The sequence below is a fragment of the Brachybacterium sp. Z12 genome, assembly GCF_014400405.1.
Taxonomy (GTDB): Bacteria; Actinomycetota; Actinomycetes; order Actinomycetales; family Dermabacteraceae; genus Brachybacterium.
On the sequence record NZ_CP060496.1, the window covers coordinates 1,375,044 to 1,401,837 of the forward strand.

A 26,794-nucleotide genomic window follows, 5' to 3' on the forward strand; every position below is an offset into this window, starting at 1 on the left:
GCTGCGCGGCGAGCCGCAGCGGATCACGCGCAGGAGCTGCCGCCGGCGGCGACGAGGCGGTTCGTACGATCGGGATGCTGTCGGTGCTGGTGCTCATGCGGCCACCGGTTGGCGGCGGATGATCTGCGGGGAGCGCCGCTCACGTGCCTGCTCGTACACGTCCAGCACGTGGCGGCCGAACTTCTTGGCGCCGAACGTGGCGTGGGCGTGCTCGAGGGCGGCCACGGCCATCTGCTCGCGCCGCAGCGGATCGTCGAGCAGGCTGTCCAGCTGGGTCGAGAACTGCGCGGCGTCCTCGTACTGCCAGCCGGTGCGGCCCTCGAGGATGACGTTCGTCAGCGAGGGGTCGCGCCGGGCCAGCAGGGGCAGCCCGCTGGCCATCGCCTCGATGAAGGTCAGCCCCTGGGTCTCGCTGCGGGAGGCGCTGACGAACACGTCCCCCACGCGATACCAGCGCTGCACCTCGGCAGGAGCCACCACTCCGGTGAAGCGGACGCGGCCGGCGATCCCGAGCGAATGCGCACGCGCCTCGAGCTCGGCGCGATAGGGCCCGTCGCCGACCAGCACCAGCACGGTGTCAGGGCGGTCTGCGGCGGCCACCATCTCCAGCACCTCGTCGAGGTTCTTCTCCTTGGCCAGGCGGGAGACGGAGACCAGCACCTTCTGCTCCTCGGCGATCCCGAGGTCGGCGCGCAGAGCTCTGGTGTCCGCGAGCTCCTCCGTGCTGCGGGCCGGGCGGAACTTGTTCAGGTCCAGGCCGGTGGGGATCACGTGCAGAGGCTGGTGCACGCCGTAGCCGGTGAGCAGGTCGGCGACCTTCGCGGTCGGGACGACCACGGCATCGGTACCAGCGAGGACCCGGCGGGAGAACGTCTCGACGACCTTGCGGCCCATGGTCCGGCTGGGGGAGTAGTAGTGGGTGTAGTCCTCGTAGATCGTGTGATACGTGTGCACCAGCGGCACGGACAGGGTGCGGGCGATGCGTCGTGCCCAGACGTAGGTCGAGAACTCAGCCTGCGAGTGGACGACGTCGGGCCGCCAGTTCAGGATGTCTCGCAGCACGCGACGGCTCGAGGGCATGCCGACGCGGGCACGTTCGTAGACCAGCGCCGCGGAGACCGAACCGATGCGGTAGAGGCCCGGCTCATGATGGGGACGGATCCCCTGCGAGAGCGTCAGCACCCGCACGTCGACGCCGAGCGCGATGAGCTCCCGTCGCAGCGTCTGGACGGAGGCCACGACCCCGTTGACCACGGGCTCCCACCAATCGGTGGTGATCAGCACTCGCAGGGGGCGGCGCGGCTCACTCGTCGTTCGTGGGCCGGGGCGCGTCGTCAGCATGTTCACGCTTCGAGCTTCCCACTCCTGCTCTGCGCTCGCGTCCGCCGTACGGAGGAACGGCATCAGACTGAGGTCTGATCTCCGACCTCTGCGCGTGCCCTGAGCTGTCCGGCTGTTCATGATTTGAGCCTACGACCAGGCGCGAAGCAGCGGCACGGGGCACGCCCGACAGGTCCGGGAGAGTTTCCCCCTAGTGCTTCACCCGGCTACCTGGTAGCGAGCGGTGAACGAGGCGGAGGCGAGCTGCTGGGAGAAGATCGCGAAGCGTGCCCCACATGCGGATCCTGCGGATCCGCTCCGAGCGACTCGACCGGCAGGGCGTGCACGGAGAACTGGTAGCGGTGCGGTGCGCCAGGGGGCGCCTGCGGACCGTCATAGCCGATGTTCCCGAAGTCGTTGCGCGCCTGCTTGAGCGAGGAGTCGTCGCGGGAGATCCCCAGAGCCAGGGAGGACGTGGAGGCAGGGATGTCCCAGGCCACCCAGTGCCAGAAGCCCGATCCGGTGGGGGCATCGGGGTCGTAGCAGGTCACGGCGAAGGAGCGGGTTCCCTCCGGGGCGCCCGACCAGTGGAGGTCGGGGGAGAAGTTGTCGCCGCCGAGGGCCTCCACCAGCTGCTGGGGTGCGACCTCGCTGCCCTGGGGCGTGGCGCTCGAGGTGAGGAGGAACGTTGCGGTGTCAGGGGTGGTGTGATCCATCCCTCCAGCGTAGGCATCCCTTCAGAGTGTGTCGAGGAGGCTCCAGCAAGGGCGTCGTTAGACTGACCGACATGCCTGAGAACGCCTCCGACGCGTCCGCCGTCGAATTCACGCCCGTCGTCGTCGGCGGAGACATCGGTGCCTACTCCCTCGCACGTGCCTTCCACGAGGCGTACGGCATCCGCACCGTGGTCATCTCCCGCCTGGCGGGATGGGTGGTGGGGACCTCCTCCCTCATCGACAACGTGCGCTGCGAGGACCCGATGGACCCCGAGTCGCTGGCCCCGGTGCTGCAGCAGGTCGCCGATGCGCATCCCGGCCGGCCGCTGCTGCTGCTCGGCTCGGCCGACGCGACCGTCAAGCCCCTCATCCGGATCCGCGATGAGATCGGACTGGACCCGAGGTACATCGCCCCGTATGTCGATCTGGAGACCTTCGCGGCCGCGACGGAGAAGCAGAACTTCACCCAGCTCTGCCAGGACCTCGGAGTGGATCATCCGGGCACCGTGGTGGTCGACCTCGCCGAGGAGATCCCCGCGGATCTCGAGGTGCCCTTCGTGTTCCCGGTGATCGCCAAGCCGGCCGAGGTCTCCGAATGGAAGCGGATCGAGTTCCCGGGGAAGAACAAGGTCCACACCGTCGAGACGCCCGCGGACCTCCACGAGCTGCTGACCACCATCCGCGCGGCCGGGTACCGCGAGTCGATCATCGTCCAGGACCGCATCCCCGGTGATGACCAGTACATGCGGATCCTGACCGTCTACTGCGACGCTGACTCCCGCGTCCGCTTCGCGTCCTACGGCCACACGCTCCTGGAGGAGCACGCGCCGGGGGCGATCGGCAACCCCGCAGCGATCATCACCGGGGTGGACCGGGAGATGGTCGCCCAGGCGCAGCGCCTGTGCGAGCGTCTGGGCTGGACCGGCTACGCCAACTTCGATCTCAAGCACGACCGTCGTGACGGCCGGACCAAGTTCTTCGAGCTCAACCCCCGCCTGGGGCGTTCGAACTACTACGTCACCGCCGGCGGGCACAACCCCGTCACCTGGTACGTTGACGAGCACCTGCGCGGAACGCTGCCCGAGCAGGGGCCGGGCTCCGGGATCGGTGAGGACGGAATCCTCCAGGACCAGCCCGAGGTGCTCTACGCCGTCGTCCCGATCTCTCTGATCAAGCGGTACACCACCCTCCCCGAGGCTAAGGCTCGGCTGCGCCGGGTGCTGAAGGCCCGCCGGGTGGGCAACCCCTGCACTACCCCGGAGTGGACGACTCCCTCTCCCGGCGCCGGTACGTCCTGGCCGCGAGCCTGAACTCGGTGCTGAAGTTCCAGCGCTACTACCGGCCCGAGGGCGGTGACCGGTTCAGCCGCCTGCTGCGCCGCCGCTCCGGGGCGGGGCCGGAGGAGCGGGCGTGACCGAGGCGCCGCAGGGCGCGGCAGGGGAGGGCCCCGGCGGCCACCTCGATTTCGGCGACTGGTCCCGTCCCGTCGTCGGCGTGCTCGGCGGTCTCGGACCGGCGGCGACCTCGGTGTTCCTGGACGTGCTGATCCGTGCCACCGTGGCCGGCAGCGACCAGGAGCACATCGACCTGCTGGTCTCGCAGCACTCCACGACCCCGGACCGCACAGCCGGGATCCTCGTGCCCGGCGCGCCCGATCCCGGTCCGGTGATCGTCCGCGATGCGGTGATGCTCGAGCGCGCCGGGGTGGATCTGCTCGTCCTGCCCTGCAACACGGCCCATCACTACGCACGCCAGGTCGAGGCGGCCGCCACCATCCCGCTGCTGAGCATCGTCGAGACCACCGCGCGTGCCGCGGTGGAGAGCGCGGGCGGTGAGCCCATCGCCGTCTTCGCGACCGAAGGCAACATCCACGCCGGGGTGTACCAGGAGGCGATCCTCGCCCACGGCGGCACGCCGCTGGTCCCCGACCGCGCCGTGCAGGAGGACATCAACCACCTCATCTACGGGCAGGTCAAGGCCGGAGCGCCGGTGGATCTGAGCCTCTTCGAGTCCTGCATCGAGCGAGTGATCGACCGCGGTGCGGGCGTGGCCGTGCTGGGCTGCACCGAGCTGTCGGTCGTGTACGACCAGCACGGGTACCGGGGCGACGATCGGCTGGTCGACTCGCTCACCGAGCTCGCCCGGATCACCGTCCGTCGCGCCGGCAAGGAGCTTACCGAGCTCTTCCGGTGAGCCGGCCCCGCGCGGTGCGCGGGGCGTCTGGGCTCAGAACCCGGAGTCGGTCGGCCGGGGGTAGTGACGCAGGAACTTGCGCACGTGATTCAGCCCGACGATCCATGCATAGCGTCGCGCCCAGGCGCCGTCCGCCGGATAGGTCCACGGATTGCGCACCCCGCGCCGGGCGACCGTGCGGACCCAGCGCTTCAGAGCCGGATCGCGGAGGTAGCGCATCAGCAGCGGCATCGGGACCAGGGAGTAGAGGATCTCGTCGAACTCCGTGACCGGCTCGATCCGGCGGTGCTCGATGGCATCGGCCACCACGAAGCGGGCGATGTTGGCCCCTGCGGTCGAGACGTAGAAGTTGTTGCGCCCGATGCGGGGATTGACCTCGAAGAACTTCCAGGTCTCGTCGCGAGGGTCGCGCTTGACGTCGAAGTTCGCGTAGCCCCGGTAGCCGGTCGCCTCGAGCAGAGTCCGGGCCTGCCCGAGCGCGTCGTCGAAGGGGTGGTGATCATCGCGGCCGGTCGTCCCAGCGCGTCGGGCGTGTGCTCGCCCAGCAGCACCCGCGCCGAGCACAGCAGCGTGACCCGTCCGGCCGCATCGGTGTACGCAGTGATCGAGCCCTCGGCGGTGTCATCCCCGGGATCAGCTCCTGGACGACCAGACGGCCCCGATATCCGGCCCGCTCGATGGTGCGCACCAGGTCCTCGAGCTCGGAGGGGTCCTCGAGGAACCACACCTTCTTCTTGCCCTCGAAGCGCACCCCGGCCATGTCCGCGGTGCGGGCAGCCTTCATCACCACCGGGAAGGGCAGGTCGACGCGCACCGGCTCCTCGGACAGGCCCTGCGGTGCCCGGAGGTCGATGACCTCCGTGCGCGGCGTCGCGACCCCGTGCTCCGTGCACAGCCGCGCGAACTCCGCCTTGTCCGAGAGCTGCTCGAGGACGTCGGCCTCGAGGATCGGCAGCACATAGTGCGGGGCGAGCCGTGCGCGGTGATCGCTCATCAGCTGGATCAGCGAGTCGGCATTGGCCAGCAGCAGCTGCGGTCGCTGCCCGCCCCGCTCCTCGGCGAGCTCGACGGCGGCGTCGACGAGGTCCTCGTCGCGTGCCGCACCGCCCAGCTCGTGCACGTCGCAGGTGACCGAACGGCGCATCGGCTCGATGCCGACCTTGGTGAGCACCGTCGCGACCACGCCGTACTCCTCGTGGAAGGCCCGGGCGAGGGTGTAGACGCCGAGCCCGGAGCCCAGCAGCACCAGGTCGAAGCCCCCGGGCGCCGCGGTCGGCTCGCTCGCGGGTGCCGTGGTCGGCTCGCTCGCGGGTGCCGTGGTCGGTTCGCTCCCAGGCGCGGCGGAGGGATGCGAGGTGGTCTCTGGGTGAGGCATGTCGATGATCCTAGCGGCGCGGCCGGGCTCCGGGCGCCGACGACTCCCGCGTCGGCGCCCGGTGCGTGATCAGCGCCTCCGCTGCAGCCAGAGGGCGCTGTCGGCGGCCACCTGCTCCTCGCTGCCCGCCTCGACGGGCATCGAGCGCAGCAGCACCTCGTACTCCGCCCCGCCGGTGACCTCGGCCAGCGCGACCGGGGCAGCGGTGGTGTTGACGACCACCCGGATCTCGCCGCGGTCCATGATCAGAACCCCCTGCGGAGCCGCCTCCTCGAAGCGCACGCCATGGGTCTCGCCCTGCACGCCCAGGCGCAGCTCCCGGCGCAGGCGCAGCGCCTCGCGGTACATCTCCAGGACCGAGCCGTCCACGCCCTGCTGCTGGTCGACCGCGAGAGGACCGAACTCCTCCGGCTGCGGCAGCCAGCTCTGCCCGGTGGGGGAGAAGCCGAACGCCGGAGCGTCCTGCACCCAGGGAATCGGCACCCGGCAGCCGTCGCGGCCGGGCACGCCGGCCCGCAGATGGGAGGGTCCTCGCGCAGCTCGTCGGGGATGTCGCTGACCTCGGGCAGGCCCAGCTCCTCGCCCTGGTAGAGGTAGGCGGAGCCGGGCAGGGAGAGCATCAGCAGGGTCGCGGCGCGGGCGCGGCGCAGGCCGAGCTCCGCATCGGGGATCTCGTCGCGGCGCAGCCCTCGCCGAACTCGTAGTCGGGGCGAAGCCGTAGCGGCTCGCATGCCGGATCACGTCGTGGTTCGAGAGCACCCAGGTGGTGGGGGAGCCCACCGCATCGGCCAGCGCGAGCGGCTTCTCGATCGCCGCGCGCATCGTCTCCACCCCCAGCGGGCCTGGAGGAAGCCGAAGTTGAAGGACTGGTGCGCCTTCTCGTCGCCGATGTACAGCGGCAGGCGGTGCTCGGGGATCCAGGCCTCGAGCACCATCATGCGGTCGCCCTCGTAGGAGTCGAGGATCGGGCGCCACTCGCGATAGATGTCCAGCACGCCGTCGTTGTCGAAGTAGATCGGCACCTCGCCTTCGGGGATGTCGATCAGCCCGGCGGAGTTGACCGTCGCATCCGGCAGTCCCTCGGGCTTGATCATGCCGTGGGCGACGTCCACGCGGAAGCCGTCGGCGCCGCGATCCAGCCAGAAGCGCAGCACGTCCTGGAACAGCTCGTGCACCCGCGGGTTCTCCCAGTTCCAGTCCGGCTGGCTGGTGTCGAAGATGTGCAGGTACCACTGGCCGGGCGTGCCGTCGGCCTCGGTGACGCGGGTCCAGGCGCGGCCGTGGAAGATCGAGGTCCAGTTGTTCGGCGGCAGCTCCCCGTCCTCGCCCTTGCCGTCGGCGAAGACGTACATGTCTCGCTCGGGCGAGCCGGGCCCGGCCGCGAGCGCCTGCTGGAACAGCACGTGCTGATCCGAGGAGTGGTTGGGGACGATGTCCACGATGACCTTCAGACCCAGCTCGTGGGCGCGAGCGATCATCTCGTCGGCGTCGGAGAGCGACCCGAAGCGGGGGTCGACGTCCTGGTAGTCCGAGACGTCGTAGCCGCCGTCCTTCTGCGGGGAGGTGTAGAAGGGAGAGAGCCAGATCGCGTCGACCCCGAGGTCGCGCAGATAGGGCAGGCGGGCGGTCACGCCGGGCAGGTCGCCCATGCCGTCGCCGTCGGAATCGGCGAAGGAGCGGGGGTAGACCTGGTAGGCGACGGCATCACGCCACCACTGCAGGTCCGGGGAGGTCTGCTGCTCGGCGGTGCGCGCAGCGAGGGAGGTCTGGGGGTCATGGCGGTCCTTCCGGTGGAACAGGGGTGATGCGACGCGCCGCACCGCCTGGCCCGTGCCGACGGGCCAGGCGGGTGCGGCGAGGTTCGGTGGGCGGGCGGGTCAGCCCTTGACGGCGCCGGCGGTCGAGCCGCCGACGATGTATCGCTGCAGGAACTGGTACAGCACGATCACCGGGATCATGACCATCACCGACCCGGCGGCGAAGACGCCCAGGTTGTTCGAGCGGTCGGAGGAGAACATGCCGTACATGCCCACGGCGAGGGTCTTCTTCGAATCGTCGGTGAGGAAGATCGAGCCGATCAGGAACTCGCTCATCGAGCCGACCAGGGCCAGCAGCAGCGTGGTGGCCAGGATCGGGGTCATCGAGGGCACGAGGATCTTGCGGAAGGCCTGCCAGTGGGTGGCTCCGTCGATGATCGCGGCCTCGTCGAGGGACTTAGGGATGGTGTCGAAGAAGCCCTTGAGCAGCCAGACCTGGCCGAAGGCTCCTCCCATCAGGACCGCGATGTAGCCGGCGAGGGTGTTCAGCCCCAGCATCGGCACTGCGTCCCCGAGCTCCGAGATCATCGTGTACACGGCGATCATCGAGAGGATCGCGGGGAACATCATGATCAGCAGGACCGCGAGCATGCCGCCGCGGCGGCCGCGGAAGCGGAAGCGGCTGAAGGCGTAGGCGGCCAGCAGCGAGAGGAACACCTGACCGGTGGCGACGACGCCGCACACGATGATCGTGTTGAGGTACCAGCGCAGGAAGTTCGCCCGCTCGCCGCTGATCATCACGGAGTAGTGCTCGAGGGTGATGCCCTGGGTGGGGATCAGTCCGGCGGAGGTCAGCGAACCGCTCTGGTTCAGCGAGGCGGAGACGACGAACAGGATCGGGAAGACGGCGAAGATGACCGCCAGCACGCCGACGACGTGCCGCCAGCCGATCTCGGCGAACCAGCGACCGAACGGCATACGACGCTGCGCATCGACGCGCGGAGAAGTGGTGGTGCTCATGAGGGACCCCTTCCGCGGGCTCAGTTGACGTCTTCGAGGACGTTGGTGAATCGGAACTGGATGGCCGCCAGGACACCGGTGAGGATGAACAGGCAGACCGAGACCGCGGAGGCGAAGCCGAAGTCGGCTCCGGAACCGCCGAAGGCGATGCGGTAGACCATCGAGATCAGGATGTCCGTGGCGCCGCGACCGGAGCCGTCGGGGAACGGACCGCCGCCGGTGAGCAGCTCGATCGCGTTGAAGTTGTTGAAGTTGAAGGCGAAGGAGGAGACCAGCAGCGGGGCCACGGCCACCAGCAGCAGCGGCAGCACGATCTTCGAGGTGGCCTGCAGGGGCGAGGCGCCATCCATCCGGGCGGCCTCCGTGAGCTCATCGGGGATCGCCTGCAGGGCGCCGGTGGAGACGATGAACATGTAGGGGAAGCCCATCCACAGGTTCGTCAGCAGCACCGCCACCTGTGCCAGCGTCGGGTCGCCGAACCAGTTCAGGTTCAAGCCGAGCGTCTGGTTGATCAGGCCGAACTCCTGGTTGTAGAAGTTCGACCAGACCAGCAGGGAGATGAAGCCGGGGATCGCGTACGGCATGATCAGGATCGAGCGGTAGATCTTCCGTCCCTTGAGCCGCCGATCGTTGAGGATCAGGGCGAGCGCGAAGCCCAGCACGAAGGTCAGCAGCACGGAGCCGGCCGCGAACACCAGGTCCACACGAAGGCCGAGAAGAACTGCCCGGCGACGGTGGAGTTGGTGAACAGCCGCTCGTAGTTCGACATGCCCACGCTCTGCAGCCAGCTCTGGGAGAAGGCCCGCTGACCCTCGGAATCCACGAAGTACTCCTCGTCGCCTATCACGCCGACGGTGTACACCTCACCGGTCGCGGTGTCCGTGATGGCGTCCGCAGCCTCGTCGTACTGCAGCACCGTGGTTCCCACGAAGGCCTGGTTCACGCCCAGCGGGCGCACGGCGGTGGACTCGTCCACCGGTACGGCCAGCTCCATCAGCTCGTTGTAGATGGCGTTGACCTCGCCCGCGTTCAGCACGGTCATCCCGTCGACCTCGGTGACGCGGCCGTCGACGACGGTGACGTCCCCGGCGGGGACCTCCTCGAGCGCGTTCTCGGCGTCGCCGCTGAGCACGGTGCCGGCATCGGGGTCGACCAGGAAGAGCTCGTAGGGGCCCTCGGCTGCGGTGCCCGAGGTCGCCACCGCCGCCATGGCGTAGCGCGGGGCATCGGGGCTCTGCTGCACCGAGCTCGCGATGATCGAGCCGACCGCCTGCTCCTTGGTGCCGCGGGTGCCGTCGCCGTAGTTGGTGAAGGAGTAGCCGACCGTCAGGGCGATCGGCAGGATCAGGAAGACGGCGAGGAAGAACGAGCCCGGGAACAGGTACTTGCCCGGCACGAAGCGTTTGGTGGAGTAGAGGACGAAGATCCCTGCTGCGGCGAGCAGGAGCACCGTCAGCCACATCCATGACTGCTGGGAGATCAGAACCGGGGCGATGAACACCGTCAGCGCGAGGGTGATGCCGAGCACCAGGACTCGGGTGACCACGGCCGGGACCGATGTGGACCGCGTCCGGTGCGCAGGGGCGTGCGTCGAGGTCATGAGGCGACTGTGCCTTTCAGGGGATCAGGGCGGAGTGCACGGTGGGCGGGAGGCGAGGACGCCGATCGATCGTGCCCGCCACGAGGGTGGCGGGCACGATCGATCGACTCGGGGACGTCAGCCGATCGCGGTGGCGATCTCCTCGCCCGCGCCCTCCATGGTCGAGTGCGGGTCAGCGCCGCCGACGATGTTGGCCTGGGCGATGCCCAGCGGGCCCCAGATCGCGGCCATCGCGGGGATGGCCGGCATCGGATCGGCGGCCTCGGCGGCCTCGGCGAAGATCACCACGTGTTCGTCCGAGGCGGCGATCTCCTCGCGCAGCTCGAGGTTCACCGGGGGCAGGGGGTTCCCCTCGTACATGGCCTTGGCGACATCCGGGGAGGAGGCCACATCGGTCATGAACTGCTGGGCGAAGCCGGCGTTGGCCGCGTTGGAGGCGACGTAGAAGGAGTTCACGCCGGCGAACGGCGCGGCATCCTCCATGCCCTCGAAGCCGGGGATGGGGAGATGGTGAACTCGAAGCCCGCATCGCGCACGTCGCCCAGGGCCCACGGACCCGAGATCAGGTACGCGGACTTGCCCTCGGTGAACAGCGAGATGGAGTTGTCGCCGTTGATCGAGTTCTTCAGCACGCCCTGCTCGCCGAGCTCGGCGATCTTATCCGCCGCGGCGAGGGAGCCCTCCTCGCCCACACCGAGGTCGGAGGGGTCGAGGCTTCCCTCGGAGTCCTTGCCGAACAGGTAGCCGCCGGCCGAGGTGTAGATGGGCTGCATGTGGTACGGGTCGCCCTCCTCGCCGATCGGCAGAGAGAGGATGTTCTCGGCGCCGCCGGCCTCCGCCGCGGAGATCAGCTCCTCGAAGGTGGAGGGGGGCGGGGGCGTCGGTGAGGTCGTGGTTCGCGTAGAGCGCGAGGGTCTCGACCGCGTAGGGCACGCCGTAGGTCTGGCCGTCGTAGGTGACGGCCTCGATGCCGATCGGCGCGATGGTGTCGCCGACGTCCGAGGGCAGCTGCACCGGGGCGATGGAGCCGTTCTGGACCAGGTTCCCGATCCAGTCGTGGGCGCCCATGGTGACGTCCGGGCCGTTTCCGGCCTGGTTGGCGGTGATGAAGTTGTTCTGGAGCTCGTCACCGGGGACAACCTCGACGACGACCTCGATGCCGTTCTCCTCGCCCCACGCCGTGGCGGAGGGCTCGAGTGCGGGGGCCTTCTCCTCGTCGGCCCAGATCACCAGGCGACCTTCGGAACCTCCGGCGGCGGCACCGCCGCCGTCGGAGGCGCCTCCACCGGTGTCGCCACCGGAGTCGGAGTCGCCGCCGCCGCAGGCGGCGAGGACGGTCATCGAGGCGGCGAGGCCACCCAGTGCGAGGAAGCTCTTACGACGGATCTGCACGTCTTCTCCTTTGAATCGTGGTCGTTCTCGACCGTTGTCAGGTCTGTGCCTGATGGGAGCACCGTAGACCCTTAGGCCATCCGTGTGCAAGAATGTGCAAGATCTTGCAGATTACGATTGGGCCACGGTGAGGATGCCGGGGGTCCGGAGGGAGAGCGTGATGGCGCGGCTCATCGATATCGCGAAGGCTGCTGGCGTGAGCGAGGCGACCGTCTCCCGCGTGCTCAACGGGCGCTCCGGCGTGAACGAGGCGACCCGCAGGTCAGTGACGGAAGTGGCGCGCCGGATGGGGCGCATTGTCGACGCTGGCCAGGTGGAGGACGGGCCGCTGGTCGGCGTGCTCGTCCCCGACCTCGACAACCAGGTCTTCACCTCCTGGGCCGAGCGGATCGAGGCGGAGCTGTTCGAGCGTGGCGCCTCCACCCTGGTGGCGATGCGGGCGCGGACCGCCGAGCGTGAGCGAGAGATCTTGCAACGCTTTCTGCGCTGCGGCGTGGTCGGCATCATCGTGGTCTCCGGGCACCACGCCCAGGAGAGCGGCCCCCTGGACCACTACCGCGAGGTGACCGCCGCCGGGATCCCGCTGGTGCTCGTCAACGGCGTGCAGGAGGAGCTCGACGCGGCCTTCCTCTCGACGGACGACGACCACGCGGTGCGCGCGGTGCTGAGCCACCTCCAGGAGCTCGGCCACGAGCGCGTGGGTCTGGCCGTGGGCGATGAGCACACCTGGCCGGTGCGCGAGAAGCTCCGCGCCTTCGAGGCGGTCACCGCTGACTGGGCGGAGGACCCCCAGCCGGTCTCCTTCACCGACTTCTCCTACGCCGGGGCTACGAGGCCGCCCGGGACCTGGTCGCGCGCGGGGTGACTGCGATCGTCTGCGGCTCCGACGTGATGGCCGCGGGCGCCCTAGAGGGCGTGCGCTCCCTGGGCCTGAGCGTCAGGCGCGACATCTCGGTGGTCGGCTACGACGACGTCTTCTGGGCCTCGCTGACCAACCCGCCGCTGACCACGGTGCGTCAGGCCGTCGACTCGATCGCCCGAGCGGCCGTGCGCACCGCCCTCAGCGGTGGTGAGGACTCGCGGCGGCCCGCCCGGACCCAGGTGGTGGTGCGTCCGCAGCTGATCGTGCGCGGCTCCACGGCGGCCGCACCCGGCGGGGCCGCTAGCATGGAGCGGTGACCGCACCGAACACCACCCGCACCAGCTACGACACCGCCCAGAAGCGCAGCGACGAGATCTGGTCCACGATCGTCTCGGACCCCTCCGGCCTGCGCATGCTCACCGGCGACCGCCCCACCGGCGCCCTGCACATCGGCCACTACTTCGGCTCCCTGCGCAACCGGGTGCGTCTCCAGGACGCGGGCGTGGAGACCTGGCTGATCGTCGCGGACTATCAGGTGATCACCGACCGCGAGATCATCGGCGACATCAAGGGGTCTGTGCGCGAGCTGCTGACCGACTACCTGGCCGCCGGGATCGACCCCGAGCGCTCCACGATCTTCACCCACTCCGCGGTGCCGGCGCTGAACCAGCTGATGTTGCCCTTCCTCTCGCTGGTCACCCAGCCGGAGCTCGAGCGCAATCCCACCGTGAAGACCGAGCTCGCCGCGGCCGGGAAGTCCGCCATGGGCGGGCTGCTGCTGACCTACCCGGTCCACCAGGCCGCCGACATCCTGTTCTGCCACGGCAACCTGGTCCCCGTGGGCCGGGGACCAGCTGCCCCACATCGAGCAGACCAGGGTGATCGCCCGCCGCTTCAACGAGCGCTACGCCGGGGGCGAGGAGTTCTTCCCCGAGCCCGATGCGCTGCTCTCCGAGGCCCCGACCATTCTGGGCCTGGACGGCGAGCACAAGATGAGCAAGTCCCGCGGCAACACCGTGATGCTGCGCATGAGCGCCGACGAGACCCTCAAGAAGATCAAGAAGGCCAAGACCGACTCCGACCGGCAGATCACCTTCGACCCCGAGGGCCGCCCGGAGGTCGCGAACCTGCTGACCATCGCCTCCCAGGCCACGGGGCGCGCACCGGAGGAGATCGCCGAGGAGATCGGTGACCGCGGCGCCGGAACGCTGAAGATCTTCACCGCCGAGGCGCTCAACGAGCACCTCGCCCCTCTGCGCGCCCGCCGCGCTGAGCTCGAACAGGATCCGGGCTACCTCTTCCAGGTGCTCCGCGCCGGCAACGAGAAGGCCGAAGCGGAGGCCGAGGCGACCCTCGCGAAGGTCCGGGAGTTCATGGGGATGGTCTACTGACCCGCCGCACCCGCCGCACCCGCTGAGCCGCGGAGCCCCGGCGCACCCTGTGGTGCCCCGGGGCTCCGTGCGTCGGGACGCGCCGGTCCCTGTGCGGCTGGCCTCAGAAGCGGCTCGAACTGCCCGCCCCCGAGAAGCCGCCGCCCCTGAGTAGCCCGAGAAGCTGCCCCCTCCCGAGGAGGAGGAGGGCGCCCGATGGGTCTCCAGCGCGGACCCGGCGGAATCCCGCCAGGAGTTCAGCCACAGCACGGGGCTCATGGCCCTGAAAGCGTCCGACGTGCCGCTGCGGCGGTCCCACCGCAGCCGGCTCGCCCGCACCGAGCGGTAGACGGTGCTGTCCTCGACCTCCACCTCACGCAGCAGCATCTGCTCGGTCTCGTCCTCGGCGAGCCGCTCGATGCGGTGCTGCTGGAGCAGCGAGGCGGCGTCCGAGAGCTCCGCGGTCAGGGAGTCGAGCCGTTCGAGCGCCGCCTCGGGAGTGATCCGGTCCTGTTCGAGCTGCGCCGTGAGCGAGTCCATCTCCTCCGAGGCGACGCGGCTGACGGCCTCCAGCTGCTCCGCGGCGGCTCGCTCCGGCGCCGACATCTCGGAGCGCTCCTCGAGCACCTCCTCCACGCTCGCCACGGAGTCCCGCAGCGGGGCCAGCTCGCGCTCCCAGCCCGTGCGCCAGTCCCCGATCCGATGGAGCAGATCGGCGGCGGAGACGATGTCGTCATCGGTGTCATCGAGGAAGCTCACCGTGGACTCGAAGCTGCGCGCCTGCTGGCGCTGCCAGGAGCTGAGGCCCCAGCTCCAGGGGCGATCCTCCGGCGTGGGCAGCTCCTCGCGCAGCCGCGTCGCCTCGGCGATCCTCCCGCGGTACTCCAGGTGGTCCCGCAGCACGGCCTGGGCATAGGGCGAGGTCTCGGGAAGGGTGCGCGCGGCGGCGTCGGTGAGCTCGCGCGCGGCCAGCACGCCCTGATAGCGGGGGAGGGAGTCGTCCACGCGGCGCCGTGCCGCACCGCGCAGGCCGAACAGGGTCAGGGCGGTGCCGAGCCCGGCCGTGATCCCCACCGCTGCGACCACGAGCGTGAAGGGCTTCTGCCACCAGGGGCGCAGCAGCAGATCCGCGTACTTCTCGGCGCCGGAGACGAGCGCCACCTCCCAGTCGCGGTCGCGGGCGTCGTCCTTCATCGCGTCCTGGACGGCGGTGAACTCACCGTCGTCGAGCTTCACGTCCTCTCCGGCGTAGGTGCCCACGAAGCGGTTGTCCGGGTCCAGGGCGATGATGACGGTGCCATCGGCGAAGAACTGCCCGTCGGGCGAGAGCAGCGAGGTGTCCGTGGTGCGCGCATGGTCGAGCACCGCGTCGTTCAGCGCCAGGTCATCGCTGGGCGAGGCGCCGTGGTCCGTGACGTCGAGGACCAGCACCACCAGATCGACCTGTGTGCGGAAGTCGACGCCCGCGAGCTCCTCCTCGAGCTCGTCGCGGTCCACGGAGGCGGTGGTGTCGCGCACGGTCACCGAGCGCGGCGCCTCGGCATGCGCGGCGCCCGGGGCGAGCAGCGCGGCGGCCAGCAGGGCCAGGACGAGGAGCATCGCCCGGAGCGAACGGGGTGCGAGCGGGGAGCGCGCCGGTGCGGCGGCGGAGGGGAGGGGCGCATGACTCGACGGTAGAGCGCCGGGTGCCTCGGCGACCTCCGACGATGGTCGGTCGCTCCGAGCAGTTCGAGGGATTCTCGCGGTCGATGTGATCTTCCTGAGCAGCCGTGCCCACCGCACCGTTATGATCGGACCAAGGACCCCTTAGTGCTCGCCCCGCGCGGGCCCCGCAACGTCAAGGAGAAGCATGCCCATCTACGAGAACGTCTCCGAGCTGGTCGGCCGCACCCCGCTGGTGAAGCTGAACCGTCTGGGCGATGACGTGAAGGCCACCGTCGTCGCGAAGCTCGAGTTCTACAACCCGGCCAACTCCGTCAAGGATCGCATCGGCGTGGCCATGATCGACGCGGCCGAGAAGTCGGGCGAGCTCCAGCCCGGCGGCACCATCGTCGAGGCCACCAGCGGCAACACCGGCATCGCGCTCGCGATGATCGGCAGCTCCCGCGGCTACAAGGTCATCCTCACGATGCCCGAGTCGATGTCCAAGGAGCGCCGCATGCTGCTGCGCGCCTACGGTGCCGAGCTGATCCTCACCGAGGCTCCCAAGGGGATGAAGGGCGCGGTCGAGAAGGCCGAGGAGATCGCCGCCGAGCGCGGTGCGGTCCAGGTCCGTCAGTTCGACAATCCCGCCAACGTCGACATCCACCGTCGCACCACCGCCGAGGAGATCTGGAACGACACCGACGGCACTGTCGACGCCGTGGTCGCCGGCATCGGCACCGGCGGCACCATCAGCGGCGTCGGCCAGGTGCTCAAGGAGCGCAAGCCCGAGGTGAAGATCATCGCCGTCGAGCCCGAGGAGTCCGCGATCCTCAACGGCGGCCAGCCCGGCCCGCACAAGATCCAGGGCCTCGGCGCGAACTTCGTGCCCAGCATCCTGGACCGCGAGATCTACGACGAGGTCATCGACATCGACGCGGAGACCTCGATGGAGCGTGCGCGCTCCGTCGCACGCAACGAGGGTCTGCTGGTGGGCATCTCCTCCGGTGCGGCCATCGAGGCCGCCGTCCGCGTGGGCTCCCGCGAGGAGTTCGCCGGCAAGACCATCGTCGTGGTGGTGCCCTCCTTCGGTGAGCGCTACCTCTCGACCCCGCTGTTCGCGCAGTACGCGGACTGAGCCGGAGTACATCTATGGCGAAGAGCCCGCTGGATCGGGTGATGAGCACCGTCGCGACGGTCCGGGAGGACCTCGCGGCGGCGCATCGCCGTGACCCCGCAGCGACCGATGACCTGTCGATCCTGCTGACCTCTCCCGGGCTGCATGCGATCTGGACGCACCGGATCGCCCACCGCCTGTGGACGCGGGGGCGAAGCTCCCCCGCCCTGGTCCTCGCCCAGGGCGCCCGTTCGCTGACCGGGGTGGAGATCCACCCCGGTGCGACGATCGGGCGGCGATTCTTCATCGACCACGGCATGGGCGTGGTGGTGGGGGAGACCGCGGAGGTCGGGGACGACGTCATGTTGTACCACGGGGTCACCCTCGGCGGCCGGTCGATGGAGCGGGTCAAGCGCCATCCCACGGTCGAGGACGGGGTGACGATCGGCGCCGGCGCGCGCGTGCTCGGCCCTGTCGTCATCGGCGAGGAGGCGCAGATCGGCGCCAACGCCGTGGTCGTCAAGGACGTCCCCGCTCAGGCCACAGCCATCGGCATCCCCGCCGAGGTGCGCAGCGGCGCGGCCCACCCCGAGGAGCAGATGGACCCCGCGATCTGGATCTGAGCGTCCCGGAGGCCGCTCAGGACAGGAACGGATCCAGGAACGAGGTCCCGCCCACCTTGTGGATCGCGCGCTCCCACGCCGGGAGCACCTCATGGGCGTCCTCGGCGATCACGTGATCGAACAGAGCCCGTGCGGTCTCGGGCGGGGCGATGTCGATGAGCACCGTGGTGGCGCCGTGCTCGGCCGCCAGCGGAGCCAGCTGAGCGGCGGGGAAGACCGCCCCGCTGGTGCCGACGGCGACGAACAGATCCGCACGCTGAGCCAGCCGCACCGCCAGATCGAGCTCGTCCTGCGGGAGCGACTCGTCGAAGAGCACCACGTCCGGGCGGGTCCGGGCACCGCACGCCGGGCAGTCGCCGGGAACCCCGTGGTCCTCGGCGCGTGAACCGGCCCCGGGCACCAGAGGCAGCTTCCACCGGCAGTCCTCGCCCAGGCACGCGGCCCGCAGCGCGCTGCCGTGCAGCTCCGAGACCACCTCGCTGCCCGCGGCCTGATGCAGCCCATCGATGTTCTGCGTGATCACCGGGGCGCCGAGCCGGGAGATCGCCCGATGGCCCGGCGTCGGGCCATGGTCGAGAGCGATCCGCGCCATGCGGCCCCATACCTTCCACAGCTGGGGCAGCGACTCCGGCAGCAGCTCTGCATGCATCGCCTGCTCGGTCTCCGGCTCGAGCGCCCAGAGCCCGTCGGGCCCGCGGAACGTGCCCAGACCGGTTCGGGCGCTGATGCCCGAACCGGTGAGGAACACGATCTCCCGGTGCGCGGACCCCGGGGTGAACCGTGCAGCGGGACTCACCACTCCTCGTGCTCCCGGGAATCCCAAGCGGACTCCTCACCGAGATCGAGGGAAGCCAGCAGCGAGCGGTCCTCATCATCCAGCGCGATCGACTCGAGGGACGCATTGTCCAGCTGCCGCTGCGGGTTCGTGGACTTGGGGATCACCACGATGTCCTGATCGATCGCCCACCGCAGCGACACCTGCGACGGGTCCACGCCGTGCTTGCGCGCGACCTTGCGCAGCGCGAACTGCTCTGCCAGACCCTCACGGCCGCCGAGCGGTCCCCAGGCCTGGGTGACGATACCGTGCTCCCGGTGGAAGGCCACCGCCTCCGGCCGCTGGAGGGCGGGGGAGAGCTGGATCTGGTTCACCTCCGGGGTCACGCCGGTGGCGTCGATGAGCTCCTGCAGCTGCTCGGGACGGAAGTTGGACACGCCGATGTGCAGCGCCGTTCCCTCCTCCTTGAGGTCGATCAGGGCGCGCCAGGTCTCGAGCGCGAGCCCGCGGGAGGGATTCGGCCAGTGGATGAGGACCAGCGCGGTGCGCTCGAGGCCCAGTCGGCGCAGCGACCCCAGGAAGCCCTCTCGTGCGGCCTCACGGCCCTGGTCGCCGCCGGCGATCTTGGTGGTCACCAGCACCTCGTCGGGATCGACGCCGCTGGCGCGCACTCCCTCACCCACGGCGGCCTCGTTCCCGTACTGCGCCGCGGTGTCGATCAGCCGGTACCCGGAACGGACCGCGGACTCCACCGCACGGGCGCCCTCGACGCCCTTCATGCTGGAGGTGCCGAACCCGATGAGCGGGAACGTGGTGCCGTCGGCGAGGGTGGTGGTGGTGGGGATGGACAGAGCAGTTCCGGACATCGGAGCCTCCTGGAGACGGTGAAGGGGACGGTGCCAGCGTAGCCATCCCGGAGGCCCCGGGTGCGCAGCGGGTCGAGGAGTTCCGCTCCGCAGGCGCTCGGTGCTCTGCTAGCGTGCACGCACGCCGACCCCGGAGGAGTCCCATGGCCGCCACAGCACCGCAGCGGACCGGAGTGCACGACGAGATCTCCCCGCTGCGCCGGGTGGTCGTCCATTCGCCGGGGCCCGAGCTCGAGCGGCTCACCCCGGACACCCGTGAACAGCTGCTGTTCGACGAGGTGCTGTGGCGGGACCGTGCCCAGCTTCAGCACGGGGAGTTCACCGCCCTGCTGCGCCGTGAGGGCGTGGAGGTGCTCGAGCTGAGGGACCTGCTCACCGACCTGCTCACCGACACTGCACTGCGCGAGGACCTGCTGGGGCGTGCGCTGGACCCTGGGGTTCTGGGCGACATCGCCGTGCAGGATCTCCGCGGCGCGCTCGCGGAGCACGACCCCCAGCAGCTGGTCGACGTGCTCATCGGCGGCATCACCGTGGGGGAGCTGCGCGCGCTCGGCGTCGCACCCGGCTCGATCGCGCTGCAGCGAGCGGGGGAGGAGCACCTGGTGCTCGACCCGCTGCCCAACCATCTGTTCACCCGGGACTCCTCCGCCTGGATCGGCGACGTGGTCTCGATCAGCCCGATGCGGCATCCGGCGCGCAACCGCGAGAGCCTGCACCTGGAGATGATCTACCGCTATCACCCCCGCTTCACCGGGGACGCCGCGCCGCGGCGCATCGTCGGCAGGGACGGGGCAGGCGCCGCGACCGTCGAGGGCGGGGACGTGATGATGCTGTCGCCACGCGTGGTCGCGGTGGGGATATCCGAGCGCACCAGCGCCGTCGGCGTCGAACGGCTCGCCGCGGACCTCCTCGCCGACGGTTCGGTGGAGAGCGTGATCGCGATCGCCCTTCCGCACCGCCGTCGATGATGATGCACCTGGACACCGTTACCACCGTCGTCGACGAGGAGTCGATGCTCCGCTTCGGCCTGCTCGGGAACCTCGAGACCTTCGAGATCGAAAGGCCCGCGGACAGGCTGGTCTCGCGGGCGCGGGCGGCCGACGAGATGGATGCGGTGCTCGCCCGGGGGCTCGGCGTTGAGGCCCTGCGCGTGCTGACCCCTCCGCTGGACCCCTACGCCGCCGCACGGGAGCAGTGGGACGACGGCTGCAACGTGCTCGCCCTGGCCCCCGGCAAGGTGGTCGCCTACGAGCGCGCCGCCGCCACCAACGAGTACCTGCGCACGCAGGGCGTCGAGGTGCTCGAGTTCGCGGGCGACGAGCTGGGGCGGGGGCGGGGCGGCCCGCGCTGCATGAGCTGTCCGGTCGCCCGCGGCTGATCGCCCGCCGCGGAGCGGGCCCGGGCTCAGCGCCGGGTGGGCGGCGGCGGATCGGCCGCGGTCTGCAGAGGCTGCTCGAGCGCGGGCAGCGGCTCCTGCAGCGAGCGTTCCAGCAGGAGCTGCTGCGCGCCGAACTCCTCCAGCCCCTTGCGCACGGTGAAGCCGAGCTTGCGCAGCAATGCCACGCTGCGCTTGTTCCGGGTCTGGCTGATGGCGATCACGTGCTCGTCCTCGAGCGCCTCACGAGCCCAGTCCAGCAGTGCGATGCAGGACTCTGCCGCGTAGCCCTGGCCGGTCCATTCCGGCAGCAGCGCATAGGAGAGCTCAAGCTCTCCGCGGTCGTAGCTCAGGGTGATCGAACCGATCAGGATGTCTTCCTCTGCCAGGGCGAGCGCCCAGCGCCCCCAGGTCAGGCCCAGCGGCGACAGCTCGAGCGCCTGGCGGGAGGCATAGTCCACCGCGCCGCCGAGATATTCACGGGTGACCGGGTCGGTCATCAGGCGGATCATGGATTCGCGGTCGCCGTCGCCCGGCGGCCGGATCACCAGCCGCGGGCTGTGGATCCGTACCGGCCACTCGGTCGTGCCTTCCATTGTCACGCCCCCACGGTACTAGGTTCCGGAGCCCGGCCCGCCGGCGGTCCGGTCCACGCAGGAACAGGTCGGGCAGTGCACGTGCACAGCGGACGACGAGGGCGGCGGAGCGGTATGGTGAACCTGCGTCACATCGGTGTGGCGCACAGGTCGGCGGGCGGCCCGTCCCGTGCGAGGGCAGGGACGGGAATGACGCCCGTTCCGGGATGAGTAAGGAGCACCATGGTCGATCAGGACCTGCGCAGCACTGCCCTGGAGGCGGTCCACCGTTCACTGGGCGCGACCTTCACAGATTTCGCGGGCTGGCAGATGCCGGTCCGGTACGACTCCGATCTCGCCGAGCATCGTGCCGTGCGCGAGAGCGCCGGCATCTTCGACCTCAGCCACATGGGGAGATCCACCTGCGCGGCCCCCAGGCCGCCGAGGCGCTCGATCATGCGCTCGCCGGGAAGCTCTCGGCGATGTCGGTGGGCCGAGCGAAGTACTCGCTGCTGCTCACCGAGGGCGGCGGCGTGATCGACGATGTGATCACCTACCGCCTGGCAGAGGACCACTTCCTGGTGGTCGCCAACGCCTCGAACGCGGAGGTCGACGCAGCGGAGCTCACCGCCCGTGCCCAGGGCTTCGATGTCGAGGTGGATGACGCCTCGGACCGCATCTCGCTGATCGCCGTCCAGGGGCCCGCGAGCGAACAGATCCTGCTCGATGCGCTGCTGACCGACGGCAGCGGGGTGGAGGGCCTCACCGCCGAGGACCTCACCTCGATGAAGAACTACCGCTTCGCCGAGTGCAGCTACCGCGGGCAGGATCTGCTGATCGCGCGCACCGGCTACACCGGGGAGGACGGCTTCGAGCTGTACCTCCCCGATGAGCTCGCCACCGCGCTGTGGGAGCAGCTCGCCGCTGCCGGCGGGGACCGGCTCACCCCCTGCGGCCTCGCCTGCCGCGACACGCTGCGGCTCGAGGCCGGCATGCCCCTGTACGGCAACGAGCTCGGTCGCGACCTGCACCCCGCCCAGTCGGGCATGGCACGCGTGGTGGCCCTGAAATCCAAGGGTGACTTCGTGGGCCGCGCCGGTGTCGAGAACGTCGAGGTGGACGACCTGCCCGTGCTGATCGGCCTGGTCGCCGAGGGGCGCCGTGCCGGTCGCGCCGGTGCCGCGGTGCGTGACGCCCAGGGCCAGGAGATCGGCACCGTCACCTCCGGTGCGCTGTCCCCGACCCTCGGCCACCCGATCGCGATGGCGTACGTCGCGCCGTCCGCCGCAGAGGTCGGCACCGAGCTGGTGATCGACGTGCGCGGCAAGGACCTCCCGGTCCGTGTCGCCCGGATGCCGTTCTACCGCCGCGGCTGACCCCTAGAGTTCCCCGAGTATTCCCGCACCCCAGGAAGGACCATCCTCATGTCTGCAGAACTCCTCTACAGCAAGGACCACGAGTGGGTCCGCGTCGAGTCCGACGGCGTCGCCGTCATCGGCGTGACCGATTACGCCGCCGAGCAGCTCGGCGACGTGGTGTACGTCGATCTGCCCGAGGTCGACGACGAGATCACCGCCGGCACCGAGATGGGCGAGATCGAGTCCACCAAGTCGGTGTCGGATCTGTTCTCGCCGCTAAGCGGCACCGTCCTCGAGATCAACGACGCCGTGGTCGACACCCCGGAACTGGTGAACTCCTCGCCCTTCGAGGAGGGCTGGCTGCTCAAGGCACGCTTCGAGCAGCTGCCCGATGATCTCCTGAGCGCCGAGGACTACAAGGCGTTCACCGAGTCCTGACGGGCGAGGAGGCGGTCACCGTGGGGTGGCCGCCTCCCGCCGGTGCCGCGCACCGTCGCGCGGACGGCCTCCTCCACCCAGATCCGCACGCAACATCCAGGGGCACTCCTTCATGACCGCATCGCCTGAGCATGCTCACGACTCCTTCGTCCGCCGCCACGTCGGCACCGATCCCGATACGCAGCGCCACATGCTCGAGGTCCTGGGATACGAGTCCCTGGACGAGATGCTGACCGCCGCGGTGCCGCACACGATCCTGCTGGACACCGAAGGACAGGGCGGTGCCGGCAGCGCCGCCTCCATCGTGCCCGAGGGCATCACCGAGCCCGCCGCGCTCGCCGAGCTGCGCGCCCTCGCCGATCGCAACACCGTGCGCCGCTCCCTGATCGGACTGGGCTACCACGGCACACACACACCTGCCGTGATCCAGCGCAACGTGCTCGAGAACCCGGCCTGGTACACCGCCTACACCCCGTATCAGCCCGAGATCTCCCAGGGCCGTCTCGAAGCGCTGCTGACCTTCCAGACGATGATCTGCGATCTCACCGGGATGGACGTCTCGAACGCCTCCACCCTCGACGAGGCGACCTCCGCGGCCGAGGCGCTGATGCTCGCCCGCCGCACCGCCAAGCGCAACGGAAACGTCTTCCTGGTGGACGCCGACACCCTGCCGGCCACCAAGGCTGTGCTGAAGGGCCGTGCCGACGGGCTCGGGATCGAACTGCGCGAGGTCGATTTCGCGACCGAGGGCGCCCCGGAGGGAGAATACTTCGGCGCGCTCATCCAATACCCCGGGGCCTCCGGGCGGGTGTGGGACCCGCGGGACGTGATCTCCGAGGTGAAGTCCACCAAGGCGGTCGCGATCGTCTCCGCCGACCTGCTGGCGCTGACCATGCTCGCCTCCCCGGGAACCCTCGGGGCGGATGTCACCGTCGGCACCTCCCAGCGCTTCGGCATCCCGCTCGGCTTCGGCGGCCCCCACGCCGGATTCGTGGCCGTCCGGAAGGGTCTCGAGCGGCAGCTGCCGGGACGCCTGGTGGGCGTCTCCGTGGACGCCGAAGGGAACCCGGCATACCGCCTCTCCCTGCAGACCCGTGAGCAGCACATCCGCCGTGAGAAGGCCACCAGCGCGATCACCACCGCGCAGGTGCTGCTGGCAGTGATGGCAGCTATGTATGCCGTCTACCACGGCCCCGAGGGCCTGACCCGGATCGGCCGCACCGTCGCCGACCGCACCGCGGCGCTCGCCGACCTGCTGCGCCGCAGCGGCTTCGAACTGGTGCGAGAGAGCTTCTTCGACACCCTCGAGGTGCGGGCCACCGGCGTCGCCGCCGATCTCTCCGCCTCCCTGCGCGACGCCGGATATCTGGTGCATACCGGAGGGGATGACATCGTCCACCTCTCCCTCGACGAGACCATCACCCCGGCTGATCTCGAGGCGATCTCCGCAGCCTTCGCCCCCCACGCCCCGAACCCCGGGCAGGAGCTGCAGGACGCGGACTCCGGCAGCGGCTGGGACGGACTGGTGCGCGAGGACCCGTTCCTCCAGCATCCGGTCTTCTCCTCCTTCCGCTCCGAGACCGCGATGATGCGGTACCTCCGCCGCCTCGCGGACCGCGACTTCGCACTGGACCGCGGCATGATCCCGCTGGGCTCGTGCACCATGAAGCTCAACTCCGCCACCGAGATGGCCGGGATCACCTGGGCGGGCTTCAACGCCCTCCACCCCTTCGCCCCCGCGAGGACGTCGAGGGCTACCTCGAGATGATCGCCCAGCTGGAGACCTGGCTCGCGGACCTCACCGGCTACGACACCGTCTCCCTCCAGCCCAACGCCGGCTCCCAGGGCGAGCTCGCGGGCCTGCTCGCGATCCGCGCCTACCACGCCTCCCGCGGAGAGAGCGGCCGGGAGGTCTGCCTGGTGCCGAGCTCGGCGCACGGCACCAACGCCGCCTCGGCCGTGATCGCCGGACTGCGGGTGGTGGTGGTCGCCTCGGACGCCCGCGGCAACATCGACCTCGACGATCTGAAGCAGAAGATCAAGGACCACGGCGACGAGCTCGCGGCCATCATGATCACCTACCCCTCCACCCACGGGGTGTACGAGGAGGAGGTGCGGACCGTCTGCGAGCTGGTCCACGATGCCGGCGGCCAGGTCTACGTCGACGGCGCGAACCTCAACGCCCTGCTGCAGGTGGCCCGCCCCGGCGAGTTCGGCGGCGACGTCTCCCACCTGAACCTGCACAAGACCTTCTGCATCCCGCACGGCGGCGGCGGCCCCGGGGTCGGCCCGGTCGCGGCCAAGGCGCACCTGGCGCCCTTCCTGCCCGGCCACCCCGCGATCCAGCAGGAGGAGCACCCGGTGGTGGGGGAGGGGAACCGCCCCCACGGCGGCGCCCCGGTCTCCCAGGCGCCCTACGGCTCCCCGTCGATCCTCCCGATCACCTGGACCTACATCCGCCTGATGGGCCCGGACGGGCTGCGCCACGCCACCGGCGCCGCAGTGCTCGCGGCGAACTACATGGCGCGCCGGCTGTCCGAGGCCTACGAGATCCTCTACACCGGCGAGAACGGCCTGGTCGCCCATGAATGCATCGTGGACCTGCGTCCCTTCACCGCCCGTACCGGGATCACGGTCGACGATGTCGCCAAGCGGCTCATCGACTACGGCTTCCACGCCCCGACCATGTCGTTCCCGGTGGCGGGGACCTTCATGATCGAGCCCACGGAGTCCGAGGACCTGGCCGAGATCGACCGCTTCGTCGACGCGATGCTGATGATCGCCAAGGAGGCCGAGGAGGTCGTCTCCGGCACCTGGCCGGTCGATGACAACCCCTGGTGGGCGCCCCCACACCGCGGCATCGATCGCCGCGGCCGAGTGGACCCACCCGTACTCGCGGGAGATCGCAGTGTATCCGGGCAGCTGGACCGCGCTCGAGGACGATTCGGTGCACGACAGCGCACAGATGCGGATCCAGTCCAAGTACTGGCCGCCGGTACGGCGCATCGACCAGGCCTACGGGGACCGCAACCTCGTGCCCACCTGGCCGCGCGACTGAGGGAACCGCTCGCCCCGCGCGAGCCCGACCCGTGTGAACACCGATGACGCCCCGGTTTCCGACCGGGGCGTCATTGCTCGTACGCTCTCGGTCATGACCGAGATCCTCACCACCCACGCTGGCTCCCTCCCTCGCAGCCCCGCCCTGATCGAGGCGAACTCCGCGCGCCCCGTCGGAGCTGACGGGCTGACCCCCGAACCCACCGCTGAGTTCCGGGAGGTGCTGCGCAGCGCCGTCGTCGACGTGGTGGCCAAGCAGCGCGAGATCGGCATCTCGATCCCGAACGACGGGGAGTACGGGCACCTGATGGGCTCGGCCGTGAACTACGGCTCCTGGTGGGCCTACATCTTCGACCGCGTCAGCGGGCTGGAGCTGACCGGCAGCGACCACTTCTCCTCCGAGCCGGTGCGCTCGAGCCCCGGCGATGTGCGCCTGACGACCTTCCCCGATCGTCGGGACTGGACTCTCTTCGCCGAGGCGTACCAGGACCCCACCTCCGGGATCACGGTCGGCTCCCAGCCGACCTTCCCCGCGGCGACCGGCCCGATCGCCTACTCGGACACGGGCCGTGAGCTCGGCCAGCAGGACATCACCAACTTCCGTGCGGCCCTGAGGAGCTCCGGCTACGAGGGCGGGTACCTCGCCGCCCTGTCCCCGGGATCCGGCAGCCGCATCAACGACGACCACTACGGTGACGAGGACGCCTTCCTCGACGCCTGGGTCGAGGTGATGCGCCCGGAGTACGAGGCGATCGCCGCCGCCGGCCTGATCGTGCAGATCGATGACCCGTCGATCGCGGAGAACTGGGATCAGATCAACCCCGAGCCCAGCGTCGAGGACTACATCGCCTTCACCCGCAAGCGGGTCGACGCCGTCAACCGCGCCCTCGTGAACGTCCCCACCGAGCAGACCCGCTTCCATCTGTGCTGGGGCTCCTGGCACGGCCCGCACACCACGGACATCGAGTTCCGGCACATCGCCCCGCTGCTGCTGGAGATCGACGCGAAGTACTACAGCTTCGAAGCCGCCAACGTGCGTCACGAGCACGAATGGACGGTGTGGCAGGACCTCGAGCTGCCGGAGGACAAGGTCATCGTCCCCGGCATCGTCTCCCACGCCACCAACGTCGTCGAGCACCCCGAGCTGGTCGCCCAGCGCCTGGAGCGCTTCGCGAAGATCGTCGGCCCGGAGCGCGTGATCGGCTCGACGGACTGCGGGCTGGGCGGCCGCATCCACCCGCAGATCGCCTGGGCGAAGCTCGAATCGCTGGTGCAGGGCGCCCAGATCGCCTCCCGCCGCCTCTGACCCCCGTTGCTAGGGGCCGCCGCGCACCGTCGGCGGCCCCCGCGACGCGAAGAGTTCA

The 26,794-nt window shown here is 70.1% G+C and carries 23 protein-coding genes and 6 pseudogenes; 14 read left to right on the forward strand and 15 right to left on the reverse strand.

Annotation, left to right across the window (positions count from 1 at the left end; all coding sequences use genetic code 11):
• Window positions 1–93: 93 nt before the first annotated feature.
• Both H3H54_RS07360 and H3H54_RS07365 read right to left on the reverse strand, forming a co-directional pair.
• Window positions 94–1,341 carry a glycosyltransferase gene (locus H3H54_RS07360; RefSeq protein WP_262426428.1) on the reverse strand — a complete coding sequence of 416 codons (1,248 nt, stop codon included), beginning with the start codon at window positions 1,339–1,341 and terminating at the stop codon, window positions 94–96.
• A gap of 206 nt (window positions 1,342–1,547) precedes the next feature.
• The gene (locus tag H3H54_RS07365; RefSeq protein ID WP_262426101.1) at window positions 1,548–2,036 is read right to left on the reverse strand and encodes a YbhB/YbcL family Raf kinase inhibitor-like protein; all 489 of its coding nucleotides are present in this window, start codon (window positions 2,034–2,036) and stop codon (window positions 1,548–1,550) included.
• Window positions 2,037–2,107: 71 nt separating this feature from the next.
• On the opposite strand from H3H54_RS07365, the gene H3H54_RS07370 reads away from it, so the two are divergent.
• From H3H54_RS07370 to H3H54_RS07380, 3 genes are read left to right on the forward strand one after another with little or no spacing between them, the layout of a single operon-like run.
• Entirely contained in the window at window positions 2,108–3,346 is a 1,239-nt protein-coding gene (locus H3H54_RS07370) for a hypothetical protein (protein WP_262426102.1), read from the forward strand.
• Window positions 3,298–3,450: a hypothetical protein gene (locus H3H54_RS07375; RefSeq protein ID WP_262426103.1), complete on the forward strand. Its 153-nt coding sequence runs from the start codon at window positions 3,298–3,300 to the stop codon at window positions 3,448–3,450. The genes H3H54_RS07370 and H3H54_RS07375 overlap by 49 nt, the downstream gene beginning before the upstream one ends.
• Window positions 3,447–4,229, forward strand: a complete 783-nt coding sequence (locus H3H54_RS07380; RefSeq protein ID WP_262426104.1) for an aspartate/glutamate racemase family protein — start codon at window positions 3,447–3,449, stop codon at window positions 4,227–4,229. The genes H3H54_RS07375 and H3H54_RS07380 overlap by 4 nt, the downstream gene beginning before the upstream one ends.
• Window positions 4,230–4,262: 33 nt before the next feature.
• Here H3H54_RS07380 and H3H54_RS18810 read toward each other — a convergent pair whose 3' ends face one another.
• From H3H54_RS18810 to H3H54_RS19555, 9 genes and pseudogenes are all read right to left on the reverse strand, one after another.
• Window positions 4,263–4,793, reverse strand: coding sequence for a hypothetical protein (locus tag H3H54_RS18810; RefSeq protein ID WP_316249157.1), 531 nt, complete (start codon window positions 4,791–4,793; stop codon window positions 4,263–4,265).
• On the reverse strand, window positions 4,729–5,604 hold the full coding sequence (locus H3H54_RS18815) for a hypothetical protein (RefSeq protein ID WP_316249158.1): 876 nt from the start codon (window positions 5,602–5,604) through the stop codon (window positions 4,729–4,731). Before H3H54_RS18815 ends, H3H54_RS18810 begins: the two co-directional genes overlap by 65 nt.
• A gap of 69 nt (window positions 5,605–5,673) precedes the next feature.
• Window positions 5,674–7,253 (reverse strand): annotated as a pseudogene (locus H3H54_RS07390) (glycoside hydrolase family 13 protein).
• A 228-nt stretch (window positions 7,254–7,481) separates the two neighbouring features.
• A complete protein-coding gene (locus H3H54_RS07395) occupies window positions 7,482–8,381 on the reverse strand; it encodes a sugar ABC transporter permease (protein ID WP_262426105.1) in 900 nt (299 codons plus the stop codon).
• A 20-nt stretch (window positions 8,382–8,401) separates the two neighbouring features.
• Entirely contained in the window at window positions 8,402–9,076 is a 675-nt protein-coding gene (locus H3H54_RS07400) for an ABC transporter permease subunit (protein WP_262426106.1), read from the reverse strand.
• Window positions 9,049–9,981, reverse strand: a complete 933-nt coding sequence (locus tag H3H54_RS07405; RefSeq protein ID WP_262426107.1) for a hypothetical protein — start codon at window positions 9,979–9,981, stop codon at window positions 9,049–9,051. The genes H3H54_RS07400 and H3H54_RS07405 overlap by 28 nt, the downstream gene beginning before the upstream one ends.
• 117 nt (window positions 9,982–10,098) lie before the next feature.
• Entirely contained in the window at window positions 10,099–10,437 is a 339-nt protein-coding gene (locus tag H3H54_RS07410; protein WP_395963572.1) for a hypothetical protein, read from the reverse strand.
• Window positions 10,434–10,832, reverse strand: coding sequence for an extracellular solute-binding protein (locus H3H54_RS19550; protein WP_395963743.1), 399 nt, complete (start codon window positions 10,830–10,832; stop codon window positions 10,434–10,436). The genes H3H54_RS07410 and H3H54_RS19550 overlap by 4 nt, the downstream gene beginning before the upstream one ends.
• A gap of 37 nt (window positions 10,833–10,869) precedes the next feature.
• Window positions 10,870–11,322 (reverse strand): annotated as a pseudogene (locus tag H3H54_RS19555) (extracellular solute-binding protein); the annotation flags it as partial.
• A gap of 211 nt (window positions 11,323–11,533) precedes the next feature.
• Here H3H54_RS19555 and H3H54_RS07420 point away from each other — a divergent pair.
• The 3 genes and pseudogenes from H3H54_RS07420 (at window position 11,534) to trpS (ending at window position 13,626) form a co-directional block, all read left to right on the forward strand.
• A complete protein-coding gene (locus H3H54_RS07420; RefSeq protein ID WP_262426109.1) occupies window positions 11,534–12,238 on the forward strand; it encodes a LacI family DNA-binding transcriptional regulator in 705 nt (234 codons plus the stop codon).
• Window positions 12,235–12,552 (forward strand): substrate-binding domain-containing protein, encoded by a 318-nt coding sequence (locus tag H3H54_RS07425; protein ID WP_262426110.1) that lies wholly within the window; start codon window positions 12,235–12,237, stop codon window positions 12,550–12,552. The genes H3H54_RS07420 and H3H54_RS07425 overlap by 4 nt, the downstream gene beginning before the upstream one ends.
• Window positions 12,549–13,626, forward strand: a pseudogene (gene trpS / locus H3H54_RS07430) (tryptophan--tRNA ligase). Before H3H54_RS07425 ends, trpS begins: the two are co-directional and overlap by 4 nt.
• 465 nt (window positions 13,627–14,091) lie before the next feature.
• Here the strand turns inward: trpS and H3H54_RS07435 are convergent.
• Window positions 14,092–15,204: pseudogene (locus H3H54_RS07435) on the reverse strand (DUF5129 domain-containing protein); the annotation flags it as partial.
• Window positions 15,205–15,454: 250 nt separating this feature from the next.
• Between H3H54_RS07435 and cysK the strand changes: the two are divergent.
• Both cysK and epsC read left to right on the forward strand, forming a co-directional pair.
• Window positions 15,455–16,384 (forward strand): cysteine synthase A, encoded by a 930-nt coding sequence (gene cysK / locus H3H54_RS07440; RefSeq protein ID WP_262426111.1) that lies wholly within the window; start codon window positions 15,455–15,457, stop codon window positions 16,382–16,384.
• A 41-nt stretch (window positions 16,385–16,425) separates the two neighbouring features.
• Window positions 16,426–16,986, forward strand: coding sequence for a serine O-acetyltransferase EpsC (gene epsC / locus H3H54_RS07445; protein ID WP_262426112.1), 561 nt, complete (start codon window positions 16,426–16,428; stop codon window positions 16,984–16,986).
• A 16-nt stretch (window positions 16,987–17,002) separates the two neighbouring features.
• On the opposite strand, the gene H3H54_RS07450 is transcribed toward epsC, so the two are convergent.
• Both H3H54_RS07450 and H3H54_RS07455 read right to left on the reverse strand, forming a co-directional pair.
• A complete protein-coding gene (locus H3H54_RS07450) occupies window positions 17,003–17,782 on the reverse strand; it encodes a Sir2 family NAD-dependent protein deacetylase (RefSeq protein WP_262426113.1) in 780 nt (259 codons plus the stop codon).
• Window positions 17,779–18,627, reverse strand: coding sequence for an aldo/keto reductase (locus tag H3H54_RS07455; RefSeq protein WP_262426114.1), 849 nt, complete (start codon window positions 18,625–18,627; stop codon window positions 17,779–17,781). The genes H3H54_RS07450 and H3H54_RS07455 overlap by 4 nt, the downstream gene beginning before the upstream one ends.
• A gap of 143 nt (window positions 18,628–18,770) precedes the next feature.
• Between H3H54_RS07455 and H3H54_RS07460 the strand changes: the two genes are divergently transcribed.
• Both H3H54_RS07460 and H3H54_RS07465 read left to right on the forward strand, forming a co-directional pair.
• Window positions 18,771–19,595 carry an arginine deiminase family protein gene (locus H3H54_RS07460; RefSeq protein WP_262426115.1) on the forward strand — a complete coding sequence of 275 codons (825 nt, stop codon included), beginning with the start codon at window positions 18,771–18,773 and terminating at the stop codon, window positions 19,593–19,595.
• Window positions 19,592–20,005, forward strand: a complete 414-nt coding sequence (locus tag H3H54_RS07465) for an arginine deiminase family protein (protein ID WP_262426116.1) — start codon at window positions 19,592–19,594, stop codon at window positions 20,003–20,005. Before H3H54_RS07460 ends, H3H54_RS07465 begins: the two co-directional genes overlap by 4 nt.
• A gap of 26 nt (window positions 20,006–20,031) precedes the next feature.
• Here the strand turns inward: H3H54_RS07465 and H3H54_RS07470 are convergent, their stop codons facing one another.
• On the reverse strand, window positions 20,032–20,598 hold the full coding sequence (locus H3H54_RS07470; protein ID WP_262426117.1) for a GNAT family N-acetyltransferase: 567 nt from the start codon (window positions 20,596–20,598) through the stop codon (window positions 20,032–20,034).
• A gap of 222 nt (window positions 20,599–20,820) precedes the next feature.
• Between H3H54_RS07470 and gcvT the strand changes: the two are divergent.
• The 4 genes and pseudogenes from gcvT (at window position 20,821) to H3H54_RS07490 (ending at window position 26,736) form a co-directional block, all read left to right on the forward strand.
• Window positions 20,821–21,953 (forward strand): annotated as a pseudogene (gene gcvT / locus H3H54_RS07475) (glycine cleavage system aminomethyltransferase GcvT).
• A gap of 48 nt (window positions 21,954–22,001) precedes the next feature.
• On the forward strand, window positions 22,002–22,373 hold the full coding sequence (gene gcvH, locus H3H54_RS07480; RefSeq protein ID WP_262426118.1) for a glycine cleavage system protein GcvH: 372 nt from the start codon (window positions 22,002–22,004) through the stop codon (window positions 22,371–22,373).
• Between the two features lie 112 nt (window positions 22,374–22,485).
• Window positions 22,486–25,431: pseudogene (gene gcvP / locus H3H54_RS07485) on the forward strand (aminomethyl-transferring glycine dehydrogenase).
• Window positions 25,432–25,524: 93 nt separating this feature from the next.
• Window positions 25,525–26,736 (forward strand): cobalamin-independent methionine synthase II family protein, encoded by a 1,212-nt coding sequence (locus H3H54_RS07490; RefSeq protein WP_262426119.1) that lies wholly within the window; start codon window positions 25,525–25,527, stop codon window positions 26,734–26,736.
• Window positions 26,737–26,794 lie beyond the last annotated feature (58 nt).

Coding starts and splice junctions, on each gene's coding strand:
- H3H54_RS07360 (WP_262426428.1), bottom strand. CDS start 1,341: ATGCTGACGACGCGCCCCGGCCCACGAACGACGAGTGAGCCGCGCCGC.
- H3H54_RS07365 (WP_262426101.1), bottom strand. CDS start 2,036: ATGGATCACACCACCCCTGACACCGCAACGTTCCTCCTCACCTCGAGC.
- H3H54_RS07370 (WP_262426102.1), top strand. CDS start 2,108: ATGCCTGAGAACGCCTCCGACGCGTCCGCCGTCGAATTCACGCCCGTC.
- H3H54_RS18815 (WP_316249158.1), bottom strand. CDS start 5,604: ATGCCTCACCCAGAGACCACCTCGCATCCCTCCGCCGCGCCTGGGAGC.
- H3H54_RS07395 (WP_262426105.1), bottom strand. CDS start 8,381: ATGAGCACCACCACTTCTCCGCGCGTCGATGCGCAGCGTCGTATGCCG.
- H3H54_RS07405 (WP_262426107.1), bottom strand. CDS start 9,981: ATGACCTCGACGCACGCCCCTGCGCACCGGACGCGGTCCACATCGGTC.
- H3H54_RS07420 (WP_262426109.1), top strand. CDS start 11,534: ATGGCGCGGCTCATCGATATCGCGAAGGCTGCTGGCGTGAGCGAGGCG.
- cysK (WP_262426111.1), top strand. CDS start 15,455: ATGCCCATCTACGAGAACGTCTCCGAGCTGGTCGGCCGCACCCCGCTG.
- epsC (WP_262426112.1), top strand. CDS start 16,426: ATGAGCACCGTCGCGACGGTCCGGGAGGACCTCGCGGCGGCGCATCGC.
- H3H54_RS07455 (WP_262426114.1), bottom strand. CDS start 18,627: ATGTCCGGAACTGCTCTGTCCATCCCCACCACCACCACCCTCGCCGAC.
- H3H54_RS07460 (WP_262426115.1), top strand. CDS start 18,771: ATGGCCGCCACAGCACCGCAGCGGACCGGAGTGCACGACGAGATCTCC.
- H3H54_RS07465 (WP_262426116.1), top strand. CDS start 19,592: ATGATGATGCACCTGGACACCGTTACCACCGTCGTCGACGAGGAGTCG.
- H3H54_RS07470 (WP_262426117.1), bottom strand. CDS start 20,598: ATGGAAGGCACGACCGAGTGGCCGGTACGGATCCACAGCCCGCGGCTG.
- gcvH (WP_262426118.1), top strand. CDS start 22,002: ATGTCTGCAGAACTCCTCTACAGCAAGGACCACGAGTGGGTCCGCGTC.
- H3H54_RS07490 (WP_262426119.1), top strand. CDS start 25,525: ATGACCGAGATCCTCACCACCCACGCTGGCTCCCTCCCTCGCAGCCCC.